12 protein-coding genes are annotated in these 19,082 nt (G+C 56.7%); 2 read left to right on the top strand and 10 right to left on the bottom strand.

Annotated elements, in window-relative coordinates; genetic code table 11:
* Nucleotides 1-5: 5 nt before the first annotated feature.
* From KGD89_RS09510 to KGD89_RS09475, 8 genes are all read right to left on the bottom strand, one after another.
* Nucleotides 6-1,391, bottom strand: coding sequence for a sensor histidine kinase (locus KGD89_RS09510; RefSeq protein WP_025259548.1), 1,386 nt, complete (start codon nt 1,389-1,391; stop codon nt 6-8).
* Entirely contained in the window at nt 1,388-2,101 is a 714-nt protein-coding gene (locus KGD89_RS09505; RefSeq protein ID WP_038399792.1) for a response regulator transcription factor, read from the bottom strand. Before KGD89_RS09505 ends, KGD89_RS09510 begins: the two co-directional genes overlap by 4 nt.
* 98 nt (nt 2,102-2,199) lie before the next feature.
* Nucleotides 2,200-2,985, bottom strand: coding sequence for a MipA/OmpV family protein (locus tag KGD89_RS09500; RefSeq protein ID WP_038399790.1), 786 nt, complete (start codon nt 2,983-2,985; stop codon nt 2,200-2,202).
* A 198-nt stretch (nt 2,986-3,183) separates the two neighbouring features.
* Nucleotides 3,184-6,267, bottom strand: a complete 3,084-nt coding sequence (locus tag KGD89_RS09495; RefSeq protein WP_025259545.1) for an efflux RND transporter permease subunit — start codon at nt 6,265-6,267, stop codon at nt 3,184-3,186.
* Nucleotides 6,264-7,466 (bottom strand): efflux RND transporter periplasmic adaptor subunit, encoded by a 1,203-nt coding sequence (locus KGD89_RS09490; protein ID WP_025259544.1) that lies wholly within the window; start codon nt 7,464-7,466, stop codon nt 6,264-6,266. The genes KGD89_RS09495 and KGD89_RS09490 overlap by 4 nt, the downstream gene beginning before the upstream one ends.
* 256 nt (nt 7,467-7,722) lie before the next feature.
* On the bottom strand, nt 7,723-8,334 hold the full coding sequence (locus KGD89_RS09485; RefSeq protein WP_025259543.1) for an FMN-dependent NADH-azoreductase: 612 nt from the start codon (nt 8,332-8,334) through the stop codon (nt 7,723-7,725).
* Between the two features lie 54 nt (nt 8,335-8,388).
* Nucleotides 8,389-9,291: a pirin family protein gene (locus KGD89_RS09480; protein WP_025259542.1), complete on the bottom strand. Its 903-nt coding sequence runs from the start codon at nt 9,289-9,291 to the stop codon at nt 8,389-8,391.
* Nucleotides 9,292-9,418: 127 nt separating this feature from the next.
* Nucleotides 9,419-10,165 carry a YkgJ family cysteine cluster protein gene (locus tag KGD89_RS09475; protein ID WP_025259541.1) on the bottom strand — a complete coding sequence of 249 codons (747 nt, stop codon included), beginning with the start codon at nt 10,163-10,165 and terminating at the stop codon, nt 9,419-9,421.
* Between the two features lie 407 nt (nt 10,166-10,572).
* Here KGD89_RS09475 and KGD89_RS09470 point away from each other — a divergent pair, with 407 nt between their 5' ends.
* A complete protein-coding gene (locus KGD89_RS09470) occupies nt 10,573-16,029 on the top strand; it encodes an AvrE-family type 3 secretion system effector (RefSeq protein ID WP_025259540.1) in 5,457 nt (1,818 codons plus the stop codon).
* Nucleotides 16,030-16,139: 110 nt separating this feature from the next.
* On the top strand, nt 16,140-16,748 hold the full coding sequence (locus tag KGD89_RS09465; RefSeq protein ID WP_025259539.1) for an aspartyl/asparaginyl beta-hydroxylase domain-containing protein: 609 nt from the start codon (nt 16,140-16,142) through the stop codon (nt 16,746-16,748).
* Nucleotides 16,749-17,079: 331 nt separating this feature from the next.
* Here KGD89_RS09465 and KGD89_RS09460 read toward each other — a convergent pair whose 3' ends face one another.
* Nucleotides 17,080-17,409: a hypothetical protein gene (locus tag KGD89_RS09460; protein WP_025259538.1), complete on the bottom strand. Its 330-nt coding sequence runs from the start codon at nt 17,407-17,409 to the stop codon at nt 17,080-17,082.
* Between the two features lies 1 nt (nt 17,410).
* Nucleotides 17,411-19,081: a pectate lyase gene (locus KGD89_RS26145; RefSeq protein WP_025259537.1), complete on the bottom strand. Its 1,671-nt coding sequence runs from the start codon at nt 19,079-19,081 to the stop codon at nt 17,411-17,413.
* Nucleotide 19,082 lies beyond the last annotated feature (1 nt).

The raw sequence follows: 19,082 nt of genomic DNA, 5'->3' as shown, positions 1-19,082 counted from the left end.
GTAAATCACGCGTGATCCGGCATGAAATCAATAATCGCTGAAGTTCCAACAGACAAGGACGACTCAAGGGTCAGTTGCCAGCCGAACCGCTCGCAGATGCGCTGGGTCAGAAACAGACCCAGCCCTGCACCGCCTGCCCGTTGCCCCGATTGCTTGAGCGATTCAGTGAAGCGATAGGCCGCCTGGGTTGCATCGAAGCCGGAGCCGGAGTCACGGATACACAATTTCCCATCCACAAGCGACACATGGATTTCGCCTTCGTGGGTATGCTCCGCAGCGTTTCTGAGCAAATTGCCTGCCGCGATTCGCACCATGGATTCAGGGGCCTGCAAGGTTAAAGGTTCGATATCTCCCAACACATAACGCACTGGTTTTCCAGAAAGCAGGTAGGTGTGGTCATTCACCAGTTCAGGAAGCAGCCCGTGCAGCACCGTGACTTGTTTTCGCTCTTGAGGGCTTGGCTCGCGTGACAGGTACAACAGCGCTTCCATGATCTGCGTGAGTGTATCCACTGCTTCGTCAATCCGACGCAACGGCCGCTGCGCCCGTTCGGGCAATTGTTGTTTATGAAGCACATCCGCAGCCCCGGAAATAATGGCCAGAGGCGTACGAAATTCGTGGCTGGCCTGGTCCAGCAGGCTGCGCTCACGCTCAACCGCAAGTTCGACCCGCTCAAGGTGCGCGTTGGCTTCCTGGGCGATGGTATTAAGTTCGCTTTTACGATAGGTCGCCGGAATCCGTTGCGAAGGTTTCAACGGATCGAGCTTGCGCATCCGCCATGCCAGGTCCGCAATGGGTCTGGTCAGGCTCAGGTGGAACCATCGGATCACCAGGCAGATCAGGATGAAATTGAACAGCAGAAACACCAGGCTGAGTTGTACGCTTGCGTTCTGCTCGTCTTCCAGACCGGTCATATCGATTGCCATGACTAATCGCCCCTGCGGCACAGAAGTCACCAAGGCGGTGTAAGCGCGGGCACGAGTGGTGTCACCGGGAGCGTCAGCAAAAGGCCCCCACCTCGGTGTCACAATAGACAGCACACCGGAAAACGACGAAGAGTCCGCGATGCTATCAAGTTCGCCTTCCCTGTAGTACCCAGGTGCAAGCGTAGCCAGAAACGCTGGCATGTCGGCGGGTAACGTTCCATCACGGGTTAACAGCCACCCCTTCACCGCACCCTCGGTGGGCAACGAGTCACGAAAGTCTGCTCGGGAAGACTGCAGAACATTCTGCGTACTCGACTCCAGTACTTGCAGCCAGATCGGATGCTCAACCAAGCCTTGACTCAGTTTGCCCTGGACTACGAGGCCTAGCGTGAGCATCGCACCAAACATTGCAAAGCTCACATTGACCAGCCACTGCACGCTTTGCAATCGCCATGGAAACTTCATTCGCCGCTCTCACCCAGACGATAGCCAGTGCCGGTAATCGTATGGAGAAGCTTGTCTTCGCCATGCTGATCGATGGCGCGACGCAACAGGTGCATATGCGAGCGCAGCAGATCTCCATCCGGGACACTTTCGCCCCAGATCAACCCCTCGAGACGATCACGACGTACCGTTCTTGGCGACTCGCGCATCAACAACTCCAAGACATTACGCAGCGTCCCGGAGAGCGTTATCGTGCGCAAGCCTCTTGTAACCTCCTGGCTGTCCAGGTTGTATGTCAAATCGCGTATTCGCAATATGCGCCCTGCCGCCGCACTGGCCTTGGCGCGACTGACCATGACGCGCAAGCGGATTTCGAGCTCCGGCAAAGCAACAGGTTTGACAAGGTAGTCGTCTGCGCCCTGTTCAAAACTCAACAATTTGCCTTCGAGCTGGTCTTTGGCGGTGAGCATGATAATGGGCGTTATACACCTATGCTCCTCTCGTAGTTTGCGCAGGACGCTCATGCCGTCCATTCGTGGCAACATCCAGTCCAGAATGATCGCGTCGTAGCGGTTCTGGATCGCAAGGCTCAACCCTGACTGGCCATCGGGTGCTGCATCCGGGATATGTCCGCAGGCTTCCAGATAGTCAAACATGTTGGCTGCAAGCAAGCGGTTATCCTCGATGATAAGGACTTGTAACGATATCGGATGAGCCAGGCCAGGGTTCATTTGACAGACCTTTTCACAACGGAAATGTAAGAGGGTTGCGAATTGCAGTTTCTTTCCACGAACGATAGGTAGGGTAAAGCAGGCAACGGTGCCTTGCCTCAGAAGCGCCGCGAGATGCCAAACATAACCGATCCTTCGCCATGGGTGTCATCCTCAAGCAGCGGGCTGTCGCGAATGTCATTGGGCAGGAACTTGTAGTGCGCAGAACTCATGAACTGCCAGTTCTGGCCGATCGGGTGGATGTAAGTCAGGCCTAGCTCAGGGATAGTCGATGCGCCAGGCTTGTAGTCAACGACGCCTCGCGCCACTTCGTCTTTCAGGGTGCCGTAGTAGTAGTTCGCCGTATCCTTGGAGAGGTGGCTGACACTGATGGTCGGTTCAAGGCTGCCGCGACCGACTTCAAACTCATAACCGTACTTGGCCGACAGTTCAAACCCCTCACTGGCACCACTTACGTCGGTCTTGGCGACCAATTCAAACTTGCCTGCTGCCCCCCGCCATGAGGCAGAGAGGCCCATGTCCAGACCATTGTCACGATCTTCGAGCAGGTTTCTGTCGATACCGTTACGGGCCAGTTCCTTACGACCAAAATCCTTGGCATCTATCCCGTCCATCCGTAGCGAGGCAATGGCATTCAGCTCGAAGCCTTCATTGCGAATCAGATGCGCGCCACCGGTCAGGCCACGTACGAAAAACCGCTCCCCTTCATAATGAATCAGTGGCAACGGTGTGATTTTTGTACCTTCACCCGCGTAAGGACTTTCCGATATCCCAACGCCCAACCCCAAGCCCCAGCGTGGGGAGTCAGCCTGTGAGGCCGTCTGCGCGGTAGCGAGGGTTGGCAGGGTGAGCAAGCAGGCCAGGACTGAGCAGGATTTATTCATAAGTGCCAGGAGTTCCGATTGGTTTCAGGATCGGGGGCGCACAACCTGGCAAGACAGCGTGCCAGGCCGGGTTTACACCCCAAGGTTTTCAAGCAATCGAATCGTACGTCTGGCGTGTCGTAACAATGTCGTAAAGGACGTTGGCACCTGGCTGTCCGGGTATAGCACAGGTGCGAGCATCAGGGAGGCTTGCCATCGTCACACAGTACGCAGGAGCCCTGTCGTAGAACGTGGAGAAAGCCAGTGGCGAATCCGGCGCTGCGCACTCTCCATACAGGAAAAGACCACTGGGACGACGAGCAGGCTGAGAGCAGTGGATGTGATTAGTCCGCCGATCACTGCCACCGCCATCGGTTGGCGAAAACTCGCATCGGCCCCCAACCCCAACCCGATCGGCAACATGCCGGCGATCATTGCAATAGTGGTCATCACGATGGGGCGCGCACGTTTGTGACAAGCGTCAAGCAGCGCCGTATTCAACGCCACGCCCTGCTCACGTATCGTTACAATCGTGTATTCGACAAGCAGAATCGAGTTTTTGGTCACAATACCCATCAGCATGATAAGCCCGATCATTGACGGGATACTCAACTCGCTATCCGCAACGAGCAGACCGACAAAAGCCCCGCCCATTGACAGAGGAATAGCCGAAAGAATGGTGACCGGATGCAGGAAATCCTTGAAGAGCAACACCAGAACACAGTAAACACACACCACACCAATAAGGCTGGCCAACCCGAAGCCAAGCCCCAACTCTTCCATGAGTTCGGCATCATCTGCCTGAACAATCTGCACACTCGACGGCATGGCTTGCACCGCAGGTAAAGCCAGGGTGTCAGCAAGCGCCTGGCCAAGGGGCGTCCCACCCAGTTCGGCACTGATGGTCACGTAGCGGCGCCGATCATAGCGCTCAATCTGTGCCGGACCACTGCCGATGCTGATGTGTGCCACATTCCCAAGCGGCACAAGCCCCTCGCGGCCCCGCACTCGAAGATTGCTCAAGGACTCGACATCCTGCTGAACAGCCTCAGGCAGTTGTGTGCGTATATACACCTGTCGATTGTCGAGATTGAGCCGCGCAAGTCGTGAGTCCGTATCTCCGGCCGTTGCGATACGTACCGTCTCGCCAATTGCGGCTGTACTGACGCCAGACTCGGAAGCCCTTACCAGATCGGGCCGGACGGTAATTTCCGGGCGCTCCAGGCTTGCCGTAGAACTGACGTTGTACAAGCCGCGTACTCCTCGAAGCTCAGACTCGATAGCCTGAGCACTGACTTTCAGTGCGACAGCGTCATCACTGGTCAGAATGATCGACATTTGTTCGCCGATATTACCGCTGCCTACGGTAAAACGTGCCCCCGGTACACTCTGCAGTGCTGCACGCAGGGTGTTTTCAATCGACGTTTGATCGCCACGTTCGGCGCGAGGCATCAACGTCACATCCAACGCTCCGCGACGCACGTCTCCACCCTGTAAATTATCACTGTCCGCCTGCGCCGCCCCCACAGTAGATAACACCCTCTGGACGCCAGGCAGCGTGGCCAGTCGGGCACGAGCCGCTTCGGCGGTTGTCAGGGTATCCTGTAGTGCACTGCCAGGAGGTAATTCGATGCTGATTGTGGTGTATCCACGGTCAGAAGCCGGCATTAAACCCGTTGGCAAGTAAGGTACGAGAGCCAACGAACCGACCATGAATGCAAATGTCAGGGCCAGCGTGGATTTGCGATGCATAAGGCACCAATTGGCCAGACGCAGATAGGTGCGCATCACGCGGCCATCCCCCCCTTCGGATTCATCCGCACGAGGGGGATACGGTTTCAGAAACCGGACTGCCATCATCGGAGTAATCAGCCGGGCTACCAATAACGAAGCCAGCACCGCAACCACTGCGGTCCAACCAAACTCTCGAAAGAACAGGCCGGGCACCCCGCCCATCATCGCGGTGGGGAGAAACACGACGACAAGCGCCATTGTGGTAGCAATCACCGCCAGCGCTATCTCGGTAACAGCATCAGCCGTTGCTTGCTCCATAGGCTTGCCCATGCGTGCATGGCGTTCAATGTTCTCGACTTCCACAATCGCATCGTCCACCAGGATGCCGACTATGACTGCCAGCGCCAACAGGCTTACCGTATTAAGCGAAAAACCAAACCACGCCATGGCAGCGAATGTCGGAAGAATCGACAAAGGCAGTGCCGAAGCGGCTATCAACATGGCTCGCCAGTCCCGCAGGAAGAACCAGACCACCAGCACAGCCAATAACGCCCCTTCGTAGAGCATGAACAGCGAGCCATCGAATTGCTCTTGCGTGTAATCAACGCTGTTAGTGACCAGAGTGCTCTGCATGCCCGGACGCTTTTGCTGCAACCCGGCCAGCGCCGTCTTTACACCGGCTGCGATTCGAGTAACGTCCTGCCCCATGGATGGGTAGATCCGGAAACCGACAACAGGCTTCCCGTCCAACAGTGCTATCTGACTGCGTTCGGCAACCGTATCAGTGACCGTTGCCAACTGATCCAGTCGCAGTGATCGTCCGTCCGACAACGCAATCGGCAATGCCGACAACTCGGAAGCCTGGCCGGCCAGTGAAATAGTCCGCACCGCCTGTTCGCCACCACCAAGTCTGGCGCGCCCTCCTGAGCTTTGCTGCTGAGCGTTGCTCAATGCAAGCGAGACTTCGCCGACAGTCGCAGCGTGGGCGATGAGTAAAGCGGGGTCCAGAGTCACCCGTACTTCCCGCATCACACCACCGATACGCTCGAAACGACCGACACCTTTTACCCCCAATATCACCTTGGCTACCGTGTCATCCACAAACCATGACAAAGCCTCTTCGTTCATGGCTGGCATGGCGATGGCATAAGTCTGAATAGCTTCACTACTCGCACGCACAGCGCTTACCTGCGGCTCCAGTAGATCGTCAGGCAAGTCGGAGCGAACACGATCAACGGCATCCCTGGATTCCATCAATGCATCGGAAAGAGGCTTGCCCAGCTCGAATTCCACCGAAATATTCACGGAACTCTCGGTGATCAAGGTTCTTATGTGCTTGATTCTATCCAGTGTGGCCAGAGAGTCTTCGATTTTACGCGCCACTTCGGTTTCAAGCTGAGCAGGTGCAGCACCGGGTTGCGAAAGCGCTATGCGAACAACCGGCATATCGACATCAGGCATATCCTGAATCGGTAACGTCCACAGCCCCCATGTGCCCGCCAGGATAAGCAGTGCAAACAGCAGAATAGAGGGGATCGGATTGCGTATGGACCAGGTAGCCAGGTTCATTTCTCTGCTCCGTTTGCAACTGTCGTAGCAGAAATCGCAACCGCAGGTGCCTGAACAATCCTTACGCTGTCGCCATCATTCACAAAACCGGCGCCCTGTACCACAACACGATCGCCCTCACTCAAACCCTGCACAATCTCTACATCCTGAGCCTGACGGCGGCCAGTCTTCACGACCTGAAGAGATACCTTCGCAGCACCTTGTTGCGTATCGAGCCTGAATACATGGCTATGCCCATCGCGGATAAAGACACTGCCAGCGGGCACCACCAACGCATTCTGCTGCGTCACTGAAATGCGCCCTTGTACGTACATGCCAGCTCGCGCTGTGCTGCCCGAAATGATGTCTGCATACACCATTGCGAGGCGCGTTTGAGCGTTCAACGCGGGTGCCATTTGCCTGACCGTTGCTTGCGCGCCCCGGCCATCTGGCAGCGCCAACGTCACAATCTGGCCAGCAGCCACCTGCCCTGCCTGCGCAGCGGTAAGCTCACCTCGCCATTCGAGTCGACTCTGGCGTATGAGCCGAAACAGCTCATCGCCGACCGCGCCTACTGTGCCAATCGTTGCAGTGCGGGTACTGATCACACCATCATCGGGCGATACAACCGTTGCATACCTGAGCTGTAACTCCCGATACGTCACTTGAGCCTGGCTGGACTCAACCTGTGCCAAGGCTGTTTCAGCCTCGGTCACCGAGTTCGATATGTCCTGCTCGCTCATGGCCCCCACTTCCTTGAGTTTGAGTGCGCGCTCACGATTGGCAACCGCTTGTACAGCCAGAGCTTTCGACTGCCTGAGTGCCGCATGCAATTGCGCAACATCGGCGCGCAAGGCCTCGGTTTCAAATCGCGCCAACACTTGGCCTCGACGCACCACATCCCCCGGGCCAACAAGCAACTCAGTGAGTCGAACCCCACTGACCTGTGCGCCGATAACCGCCTCCTGCCATGGCTCAATTGCACCGGAGGCATTCAAATGGACCGGCCATTCAGCCAACCGCACGGGCGCATCGGTAACCGTCATTGCTATCAGGGCATCAGTGGTCGGCTCTGAGGGTGGAACGTCCCGCAGATACAACACCTGCCAGAAAATAGCCCCGACAACCAGCAAGACAAACAGGCTCAGCGCCGCAATTGCCAGGTTACGTTGGTGTTCGTCTGTTGATTTGGTATTGGGCGCACAGTTTTTTACTGTCATAGGGGTGTGTTCTAAGTTGGGGGGAGTATCGGGAAGAAGAAGTACCGCTGGTGGTGCCCAAGGCTGAAATCATCCCTGGGCTACCTGCGTTTTTTGAGGAGTCAGATCGTATCGCTGGCGTGTCGCAGCAATGTCGTCAAGCTGGGCGTATGCGCCGAGTCCAGGTAGCCATTGCGGCCAGCCTGGATTGGCTACGGAGGAGAAGTAAGCGAGATGGATTTGGTCTGGTCGGCCCGACAGGGACGGTATTACGGAATCAGACAGAAAGCTCGGCAATCCGCTGCTCGGCGGCGCTAATCGCAGCAGCACGCTGATCGGGGCCGAAGGCAACACCCTCGGCCAGGATGACCTCGGGGTTGGTGATGCCGATGAAGTTGAGCGCGGTGCGCAGGTAGGTTTCGCCATGTTCCATACTGGCAATCGGCGAGTCTGGTCCATAGTTACCGCCACGTGCGACCGCCAGGATGACACGTTTTCCACCCGCCAGTCCTTCAGGCCCTTGCTCCGTGTAGCGGAAGGTCTGGCCTGCCACAAGAACCCGGTCGATCCAGGCCTTGAGTTGTGTAGGCACGGTGAAGTTGTAGAACGCGACACCTATCACGATGGTGTCGGCAGCCTGAAACTCCTGCAAGGTGGCCGCACCAATCTCAAGGTCGCGTTGTATCTCCGGCGAGTGATCAACGCCTGTGGCTTGTAGAGCCGTGAGATAAGCGGCGGACAGATGCGGTACCGGCGTTGCTGCCAGGTCCCGATAGGTCACGACGGCATTCGGCGTTTCACTCTGCAGTTTTGCGACAATCTGTGTAGACAGTGCGCGGCTGACCGAATGGGCGCCCAGGATGCTCGAATCGAGGTGAAGAATGTTCATGGGTAACTCCTTACTTTGGCTGAAATATTCGTTCTGAAATGATGCTGAAGGGTGTTAGCCCAGTCGCCCGTCGCGCCGCAGAGCAGCACCGATGCGCTGTATCTCGGCTTCACCTTGTGCAAGGGCTTCCCTGCTGGTGTGAACCGAGTAATGACCCATCACCAGTTCGTGGGGATGCTTCACAGCCGAGCCCAGTACAAAAGAGGTTGTGCCCTGCGCGACCAGATCGATGGCCTGGTTTGACTCTTCAAACACCACCAGCTCGCCGGTATCCAAAGCGCTACCGGCCTCAAGTCGCCCTTCACTGACCGCCAGCCACGCCACGGTATGACCCGATGGCGGAGTGAAGCGCCACCGTTCGCCGTCTTTCAGCGTCACGGCGAGATAGGTCATGTCCGAAGGTGCCGGGATGGCACTTTCTGCATGGCCATAGCGACCAAGCAGAACTCGCGCCGGGCCTTCCCGGGGGATCTGCGAAGGGGCAAGGTAATGACTTTCGGGGGGTGAGTTTTCTTCAGCAGCAGGCAATGCGACCCACAACTGGAAGCCATGCATCGCCTTTTCACTGACCGGCGTACCGGAATGCCAGATGCCATTGCCCGCACTCATCCACTCAACACCACCTGTGGGTAGAACACCTTTCTTGCCAGTGGTGTCTTCGTAGATCACTTCACCAGCTTCCATGAAAGTCAGCGTTGCAATGCCGGAATGAGGATGCATGCCGAAGCCTTGCGGTCTGGCGTTTGGCAGAGTGCTGAAGATGTCGAGAAATACGAACGGCTTCAATATCTGGCCAAGGTCACTCGGACTCATGAGGCGAGTGACAGGCCCATGCACTCGGCCATGGGTGCGATGGACGATGGCACGCGCCTGCTCGTCATTACCCGCCAGTAAATAGCTGTGCTGGTGATCGTGAATACTGTGATGAGTGCGGTTAAGGGAAGATGAAATAGTCATGAGTCAGCGACGCCCTGTGTGTGAGGTTGGGGCATGTGCCCTGTTGTCACTAGGATATGGCCGACTCATTTAATTGATAAGATGGACTTATAGGATTGAATTCATCCATTTATTGACGCAATAAGCGTTAAAGCCTGTGAAAGATATAATCGGCAGCGTCACTGCTGGCCAGCGGAACCCGGTGCGCAGTCAGGCGCTCACGCAGCTCTGAATCATCCACCCGTACCTTCCAGCCCTCGGTCCAGTCATCCACGGCGGCTTCCTTGCTGTCGCGTATCGCATCGATCAGCTTAAGACGCTCCGGGAAATAGACGGCGAATGCATTCTCCTTCCAGCTCGCAACCTTGATGCCCAGTTGCGCGCAAACGGCGATCTTGGTGGCGGCGTCTTCCACATCGGCTTGCCTGGACCGGTTGACCAATGCCTGAAGCTCGGGGTTGGCCACGCCGTCGGTACAAAGAATGTCTCCACTGCCCCAGGACTCGGGCGGACAGATCTTGTTGTCACTGCTCATCTCAATGAACGGATTGATTTCCATTGGGTAAATCCGGCACACCAGCGGGCGCTCTTCATAGATGCCGCACAGGTTATCCGCACGCAAATTCGGGCACTGGTCGAGCGCATTGGCAACGAACACCGCGATAACGCGGATGCTGCTGTCATCACTGTTGACCGCGACCGACCGGCCTGCGCCGTGGGCATATTGTCTTGAGTCGGCTGGCCAGGTCAGCTCGTTGAAGGCTTCCAGCACCACCGCTACATCATGTCCGCGGGCCAGCCATTGCTCGGCCTCGGTCAGCGTCAGGGGTATGAGCCGGCCTTTGCAGCAGATCCCGCAGCCCACGCAGTTATAGCGAATCACAGTGTTTTGCATATTCCATCCTGGAGCTACAGGTCTTTTCAGGGGCGAACGGGTTCGGCGCCCATAATCTGGTCGAATGATTGAAAAACAGGGTCACGGACATTCACCTGCTGCTGATCAGCCAGGGTGAGGGGTAAACAAATGTATTGAGTTGCGATACACAAGCATCAATAGGATGGCGCTGGTGCAGTCATGGCGGGAAAATAACAGTTTCCGAACGTATCAATATCGACACAGTTGTAGCCGGGTATTTCAAAGAGAAGCATTCTCGTCCCATAAGCCAGGCAAAGCCGCAAACGGCATCGCCATGCTGGAACCAAGTCACAGGGCATTTCCACTCAGGGCAAAGGAAACCTTCCTTTACGGCCGGACAGCCATCGCGAGGTTGTTCCGGTCAGTCCATGACACGGAGAATGCTCATGATTCCGCTTAACAACACACCCGGCACGAGCCAGATACATGGCGCGACGTCCTCGGGCCACAACCCGCAAGGCCTCAACCAGCAAAACCAGCCACCGACACAGCGCACAGCCACTTCACTGGACAAACTGGGTCAGCACTCAACCACAAAAACCGGCCCGGTGACTCAGGACCTGCAGGCCACGCCAAAGATCGGCGTGCAGAGCAGCGGACAGTCCGAGATACAGAATCAGGACGCCAGCGATCAGGCCGCTCAAGCCACAGCACAGCGTATGCGCGGGGCGGGCTCAAGCCTGCGCGGTTCGGATAAATTGGGGCGCTCTGGGGGCGGAGAAAGCCGGGCAGAATCCTCGAAATCGAAGAAATCCGAAAGCAACGCAGAAAGCAGCGTCAAGTCAGAAGCCATGCCTCTGGCACAAAATGACCCGGTTGTGCTGAAAACAGAGGAGATGGGTTGGCCACTGCGCAACAGCGCACTGAAAAACTCCTTGATGGGCAAACCTAAAGCCGAATCCTCGAAATCGAATAAAGCCGAAGGCAAGAGCAGCGCAGGCGAGTCAGCCAAAGAAACGCCAATCCAGAAAGAGGCCGGTACATCATCTAAGCAGGAGATTACCGAAACCGGATCACCGAAGCTTTCCCGTGATGAGCAGGCGCTTCAGAACGCAGCTCAGGCCAGAAGCAGATCGAATACCAGACTCAGTGGCAGCGATGGCCTGGGCCGGGCCCTCAACGAAGGCCGCGAGTCCCTCCCCAGACCCGATAGCAACGCGGTCACTCTGGACAAGAAAGGCAAGGCCAGTTTCGAGAACTTCAGCCCACCGGCGCTGAACACCTTGCTTCAAGATACCGTTGGCAAAAAGGATAAAACCTACCTGGCCCATCATTACACGGGGAAAGGCAACGATCAGGTCCTGCTGGAACCCAAGGGCCACCTGCTCAAGATGCAGCAGAGTGAAACAGGCTTCACCCTGTTGCGCAGCAGTAAATCGCTGGATGTACCGTCAGGTAGCAAACCTGGCAGCGTCACGCTCCAACGCCAGGGCAACTCGATGAACCTCGAAGGCCTGAAATCGACGGTCACACAAGCCCTGCCGGACAAAGCGCACATTGCCCACTTGAGCGGAGCCCATCAGGACAGCAGCGGCCAGACGCTGCGCCTTCATGATGAAAAGCTTTATCAGTTCAAGTCGGACACTTCCAAGTGGTCCCCCCTTCCCGATACAGGCGACAAAAAATTCAGCAGCCTTTCAACGGAAGGTGACGGCAAGCTCTATGCCCGTAGCGGCGACTCGCTGATCAATCTGTCCAGCGATAAAAAACCCGAAATCCAACTCAAGGATCTGGCGGCACATTCGGTTGCCTCCGACGGAACCGTGGCCATGCTGGCGGGCAAGGACACCCAGACCCTGCAGTTGGGCAAGATGGGGGAAGTGCCAGAGCTGCATATCACCCTCAACCTCAACGATGGCAAGTCCGAAGCCAGCAGCATCGGCCTGACCAAGGATCGCCTGTTCGTCGCCGATACCGAAGGCAAGCTGTACAGCGCCTCGCGCAACGAGCTTAAAAGCGATGATGGCGTCCTGAAACTCATGCCGGAGAAAAACTACCAGCCAGAAGATGGCAAGCTGGGAGCGCGTCATCAGGTCACCGGTTTCATGAGTGGTGATGACGGGCAGATGCATGCCTTGGTCAAGGACGGTGCCGGCCAGGTCCACTCCCATACCCTGGATGAAAAGACCTCCAGCCTCCAGAGCGGCTGGAACCTCTCGGACGTGAAGGTTCTGGAAAATACCCAGGGCCTGCCTGTAAAGAGCGAGCCGACTTCGGAAAACATCTACGACCTGCACAGGAACGGTCGCGTAGGCCTGGTGGATGGCAGTATCCAGGCATGGGATACGACCACTCAGGCCTGGAAAGACACCGGCGTCAAAGATATCGATGCGCTGAAACGCGGCATCGACGGCAATGCCTATGTGCTCAAGGACGGCAAGGTTCACGAGCTGAAAGTGACTCCCGACTACGGCAAGAGCACCTTCAACGACACCCACAACCTGAAAGATACGCCACGCTCTACCAAGGTCGAACTGGGCGATGCCATCGCGGGCCTGGAGGACCGCGTGATCAAAGACTTTGCCATGTACAACGACAAACAGTTCGTGGCCCTTGATGACAAAGGCCGCATGACCGCCCACCACAAGGAAGGCGATCCAACTGAAATGACCCGCCATGGCCTGGAAGGCACTGTTGCCTACCTGACCCTGGACGCCAATGGCGTGCATGCTGCAACCAGCAATGGCGATCTGTTCTTCATGCTCAACGAGGACTGGCAGAAAAAACCGACGGATACGCCATTGCAGTCCCAGCCTTCGACCTCCACAGCGGCTGAGGACAAACCTTCAACATCCGCCGCAGCAGCGGACAAACCTTCAACCTCCACTGCAACAGCGGACAAACCTTCAAGCCCCAAGGCATCGGAGTCCAAAACAGACAGCGAGCCCAAATGGCAAAAAATCCCTCTCAGCTTCGGGAGTGAGATAGCCAGTATTCGTACAGAAGTGGATAACACGCTCAGCGTTTCGCTGAAAAACGACCCCAATGGTAACGGCGCCTATCAGCTCAAGGACAAGAAATGGCAAACCATTGACCATCGTCCTGCCGATCAGAACGAACTGAACACGATATTCAATCGACTCGACAAAAGCATGGCAAGGGTGAGCATTCCCGGAGTCGGCACATTAAACTATACCTCCAACCTGCTGGGCCGCAGCGGTATAGAGCAAAGCAATAAATCCAGCACGGTAGAGTTCACCAAGGCTTACGTTTTCAAGCCCGATCTGGAAATACGACCGGCCAAGAACGTAGTGAACTATTTCGACCACAAGATCAATGGCCGGGTCGGTCTGGCAGACGTCTACAATGCCCAGTCCCCCTTGTTTCATGACTTGAAGGAAATCCGCCAGGCACCAGGCAAGGCCCCGGAAGCCGGCCACGACCTGAAAACTCGCATCGCCAAACTGGATATCGGTGAAGAAGGCAAGGAGTTGACCAAAAGCCTGGAGTCTTTCCGCGAAGAGCTGGAAAACCACAGCCGCAAGGCGGTCATGACCCTGGGCGAAAAAGCAGGCCTGCTCAACCTTCATGGAGAGCCCACGGAAAAAGGGAAAAAAGCCGCGAGTAAACTGGAGTCTGCGCCTCCAAAACGTAATGAACCCAAGAATGACCTGATGGCACTGACTCAGGGTGCTCTGGACAAAGTCTCTCCGTCCTCGGATAACCCGACCGGCGCATTGCTCAAGTCCCTGCAGGGCATGGGCCTGAAAATGAAGCATCTGGATGCCGATACCCCCGCGGGCAAGCGTCGCCATGGCCACGATGAACATGCCCTGACCAAGGCACGCCTGGCTCTGGATATCAAGACCCTCAATGAGGTCGGACAGCTGCTGGACAAAGCTGAAAAACTCCCTGATGGCCCCGACAAGAATGCCCAGATAAAGGCCATCAAGCACGAATTGACCCATCTGCGCGACAAGACCTATGGCGAAAATCCGATCAAGCACGTTTCGGACATGGGTTTTACCGAGCACTATCAGTTGGAAAAGTCCTACGACGGAATCAAGGCTTTCCTGAACGGTTTCCACAAGCCGGATCACGCCACCAGCCTCAACATGCGCGTCGCCACCGGCAGCAAGGATCAGGCCGAGCTGGCTGAAAAATTCAAGAACTCGCTTAAGCAGCTGGAATTTCCGGACGACGAAATCAGCCTTTCACGCAGCTACGGCATGACCTTGAGCACGCCCTTCATTGGTATAGCCAAACACGTGACAGGCCCCTTCCCCAGCGGGCAGTACACCAACACCCGCAATTACGCCTTTGCGGCCGAGCGCGGCGAAAAGGGCGTGGAAGTCTATCTGCTTCGTGAACGTGCCAACCTGCTCAGCGGTACCGTGGGAGCCGGCAAGGATGTCCTGCCGGACATTACGAGCGCCGGTGAATACGCAAAACTGACCACCCTGGATCTGGGCAATGAAAAACGTGGCGCACTGGCCTTTCGCGTAGGAGGCGATATAACGCTTGCGGGTACCCACACCCAACGTACCGGTGTGGCATTTACAGTGCCGGATGAAAAGATCGATCAGTTCGTCGACAACCTCTTCACAGGCAAGCTGACAGCACTGGATGTTCTCAAGGAAGGCGCAAACCACAAGGCCCACGAAATGAAGCGGGTCAATGTCGACTTGACTGCGGGGGCCAACACCGAGTTCCGCGTACAACTGGGCATCTCGGATCATGACAGCAAGCCATTGACAGCCTCTGCACGCTTCGGTGTCGGTTTCACCGCCAACGTCAATCTTGCCAACTTCACCTGGCAAAAACTGAGTCAGGAAAACGATACCAGTCGCATGGATGAAAAATCCCAGAACAGGCCTCGTCTGCTCAACAACTTCAATGCCGGATTTTTCGCCCGCGCTCAGGTTGTCGGCGGCCATACCAATCCAACCCCGAGCTCGGCCCCCGGCTCTCAGGCAATCACGAGCACCAACGGCATCACTGGAACCGCCTCCATTGACGACAAGACAACCAAGCGGATCAAGTTCCAGTTCAAGGAGGCGGCACCGCTGACCACCGCCAATGTGACCAAACTCGCAACGTCGTTGGGCGATGCGTTCAAGGACAAGGCTTCGAAGGCCGAACTGACTCGACTGGCCGACCATAAACAACCGGAATACAAGGACGCCAGTGCCAAGGAGAAAATCCAGATTCATCTGAAGGGGCTCAATGACTTCTTTGCCAGCAAGACGCCGGAAAACGATGATCAATACGCAGCATTGCGTTCTCTGAAACGTTCCACGGCCCAGCAGGAAGCCTCGGTCAACAAGCACAGCGTGCTGGACAATGGTCGCTTTGAAAGTAACTACACCAACCTGGCGCGCCTGGACTCGCAGAACCTTACTTCCAAGATCATGAGTGTGATTTACGGCAATCATCAGACCAGCAACGCGGAGAACATCGCCAAGCTGATCGATCAGGACCCGGCACTCAAGTCGATACTCAAAGAGTTTCAAAGCCAGCCTGGCACCCTGGCACGGGTTCGCCTGGAGCCCAAGGACCATGTCTTCGACAGGGTCGATGCCGGCAGCCGGGATGGCACTCTCACGCAAAAAGAAATGTTCGAACTGCTCAGCAACCGCGACAACATGCGGGTCCTGGCTATTTCGATCTTCAAGAGCGCAGCACAGACCGAAGGTTTCACCACTCCCACGCCATTGGTCAGTGCCAATAGCTCAGCCTCAATGGCCGTGAACAAGACCCTGGCCAAGGTGAACTTCACCTACGGCGAGGATCAGGACAAACCCAAGGCGTACTTCGTGAACGGTGAGATTTCCCGAGCATCGGACACACAGAAAACCGTAATGCAAGACCTGCAGAAAAGCGGACTGGAACTCAAGAGCTAAGCCGCTCCCGTTCTTTGTTCACTGACGTAAAAAACAGGCTCGCGGCGCAAACAGAATTGCGCCGCGAGCCTCACCTGTTCTGTGTTTTGACTGCTCAAAGGAACCTCAAGATGACTACCGCTTTTTATGCTCTCGACGATTTTCCGGAACTGGCCAACCTGGTCGCCAACTGCGCGGTGATCCAGGAAGAGCTCGCGACTCTGGATGCACCTCTGCTCGATATCGACCGTACCAACAAGCAGCATCAGCAAGTACACGAAGAACTGAGCGAACACCTGCAACAGGGTGGCGATTACGGCTGGCTCAAGGGCTGGGGTGCCGAAGGAGGCAACCGTGACTGGACGCAATATGCGCTGCTGTTCAGAGACACGCCTATCGGCCCGGCCCAGGCGACCATGCCCCGCACTCTGGAGTTGTTCAAGCCGCTCAAGGGCATAAAAGTCGTGGCCCTGGCCCGTATGGCGCCTCACAGTTTTCTGAGCTTGCACCGTCACCCGGAACTGACGGATGAAGGCCTGTTGCAGATGCACATCACCCTCAGCGCCGCCAATGAAGCCAACTACTCCTACCTGAACGTGGCGGGCGAGTTCTATCACCAGAAACCGGGCACAGGCGCGATTTTCGATGGCTCGCTGGATCATTTCGCCGTCAACGCCACTCCGGTTCCACGGACCATCATCTACATGGAGTTCGAGAAAGAGAAGTTCATGAAGCATTGATTGAAGTAAACGCTGTACCCGTCCCACAGAGCGTGAGTAACGCCTGTGGGATTTTTTGTGTCTGTGTTTTGAGCAGAATGAATTCGCAAGGTGGGGTTTCAAACGACGTATATTTATTGGATTTGATGGCCCTTCGCGAATGAATTCCCCCCTCCCGTAGGAGCGAATTCATTCGCGAGACGTCATTGAGGACGATAGATTTCTTCAGCTTCACGGGCCTCTCGCGAATAAATTCGCTCCTACCAGGGTAGTGCCAGTCAGCAAATGCAAACAGCGCCCATAAAAAAACGGGCTCTTCAAGAGCCCGTTTTGTTTCCCGCCTTACGTACTGTCAGTGCACGACCGGCTTGGCACCCGCAGCTTCCAGCAAGCGATCAGCCAACAACCGCACGATCCAGAAGGCTGTCAGCGAAGCATCGCCACGTAACTCGTCAGCACCTGCATCACGCTTGAAGTCCGACTCCAGGCTGTCAATGTAATTGTTCAGACTGAACTGGCCATTGACCCGGTTACCCGGCTTGTCGAGAGTCGCCTGCAAACGCTCGTTGACCAGAGCAATTGCATTTTCAAACGCCTGACGCTGATCTGGGGTCAGGTAACCGCCCTTGCGTACCAATGACGACCAGGAGACTTCTTCAGGCTTTTGTTCCGTGGCTGTCATATCAGACCTCCTTGTGGTTGGTAGAACCCGGCAGCTTGTCGTAAGGGTGCTCTACGTTCTTCAGGTTGATGCCGCTGGTGGTCAGGTTCAGGCCTTCACTGTCGCTCTTCACGAAGGAGAACTTGCCGTTTTCAGCGTCGACGTTCTTCAGGTCCAGGTTCCAGTTGCCTTGCTGCCCACCGTTGGTGCGCATGAAAGTACCGAAGTCCTTGGCCTTGAAGTTGTCCACACTCACGTTAGCGTCGGCATTGAGCTGGAAGATCTTGTCATTGGCGCCCTGAGCACTGCTGTTGGTGATGTTCAGGTTAGTGACTTTGGCACCGCCTTCACCCTTCACGGTCAGTGCATCTTCACCGACGTTGGTCCAGTGAACGTTATCGACGTTTACAGCCTTCTCGTTGCCAGCACGAACGTGCACGCCATCAGCGGCGTTTTCACCGAAGGTCACGTTTTTCAGGGTGGCGCCTTCAGCCAGTTCAAACATTGGCTTCTGTCCTTCGCCCTGTCCGCCATCACCCAGGCTAGGGCCGGCAGTAAAGGTCTTGCCCTGGCCATCGAACACTTCGCCCGGACCTACCTTGATCGTTTCGTTGACTACGGTCGGGCTGCCCGAAGCAGTCGGGAAAGATACTGGCGTGGATGAACCAGCAGCACCAGTGCCTGCAGGGCTACCTGTGCCAGGAGTCGGAGCCGCGCCACCGATGGATGGAGTTGGAGCTGCACCGCCGCCGCCACCACCCACAGATGGAGCTGGAGCACCGCCGCCACCACCGCCACCCACAGATGGAGCTGGGGCACCACCGCCACCACCGCCGCCCACAGATGGAGCTGGAGCACCGCCGCCACCACCCGCAGATGGAGCTGGAGCCCCACCGCCGCCACCACCAGCCGGAGCACCGCCACCGCCACCGCCGCCAGTCCCCTTGCTGGAGGAGTCAGACGGCTGGTTGAAGGTTTCCGGATGGCTGTCCATGAACTGGGCGATCATTTCCAGCAGCTCTTTGAGCTTGCCGTCCTGGGATACCTGGCCACCGCCATCGGAGGTCGGCTGGATTGCGTTATCCATGGAACCGCCACCCAGACTTTTCATCAGCGTGTTCACCAGATCTTCGACGCTGCCGGAACCACCACCCGCGCCCTGGGCACCACCAAGGCCCTGGCCCGAGCCCAGACCTTCAAGCCCTTTGGTGCCGCCACCAGCACCGCCTGCACCGCTTACCGGCGAACCCGAACCGGAACCCGCGCCGTTGCCACCGCCTTCGCCCGTGCCCGACGAAGAGTCGGAACCACCAAGAATTTTTTCGAACAGCGCCATCAGAACCTGAGTCAGCAGCTCTTTGGACGATTCGTCGCCGGTGCCGTTCGCACCCTTGGAGCTGCCATCCTTCTGCTCGCCGCCTTGCAGGGACTGCAGCAAGGAGTCGATGTCGCTCTGGCCCGACTTGCCAGTCTGGCCCGCACCGGAACCCGAACCTGCGCCGGCACCACCACCGGAGCCAGAACCGGAACCGAGCAACATTTCAGCCAGCATGCCGGCCAGTTGCTCCAGAGCGGATTGTCCGCCCTGCCCCGTGGCAGCACCTGCTGTAGCCCCGCCCAGACCACCCGATAGTCCCGAAAGACCGGAAAGACCACTTTGGGAAAAACCCGAAATACCCGCGATATCAGCCATT

Origin of the sequence: Pseudomonas cichorii, from assembly GCF_018343775.1 — a bacterium.
Classification (GTDB): domain Bacteria; phylum Pseudomonadota; class Gammaproteobacteria; order Pseudomonadales; family Pseudomonadaceae; genus Aquipseudomonas; species Aquipseudomonas cichorii.
This window is presented reverse-complemented; position numbering and strand designations above follow the sequence as displayed.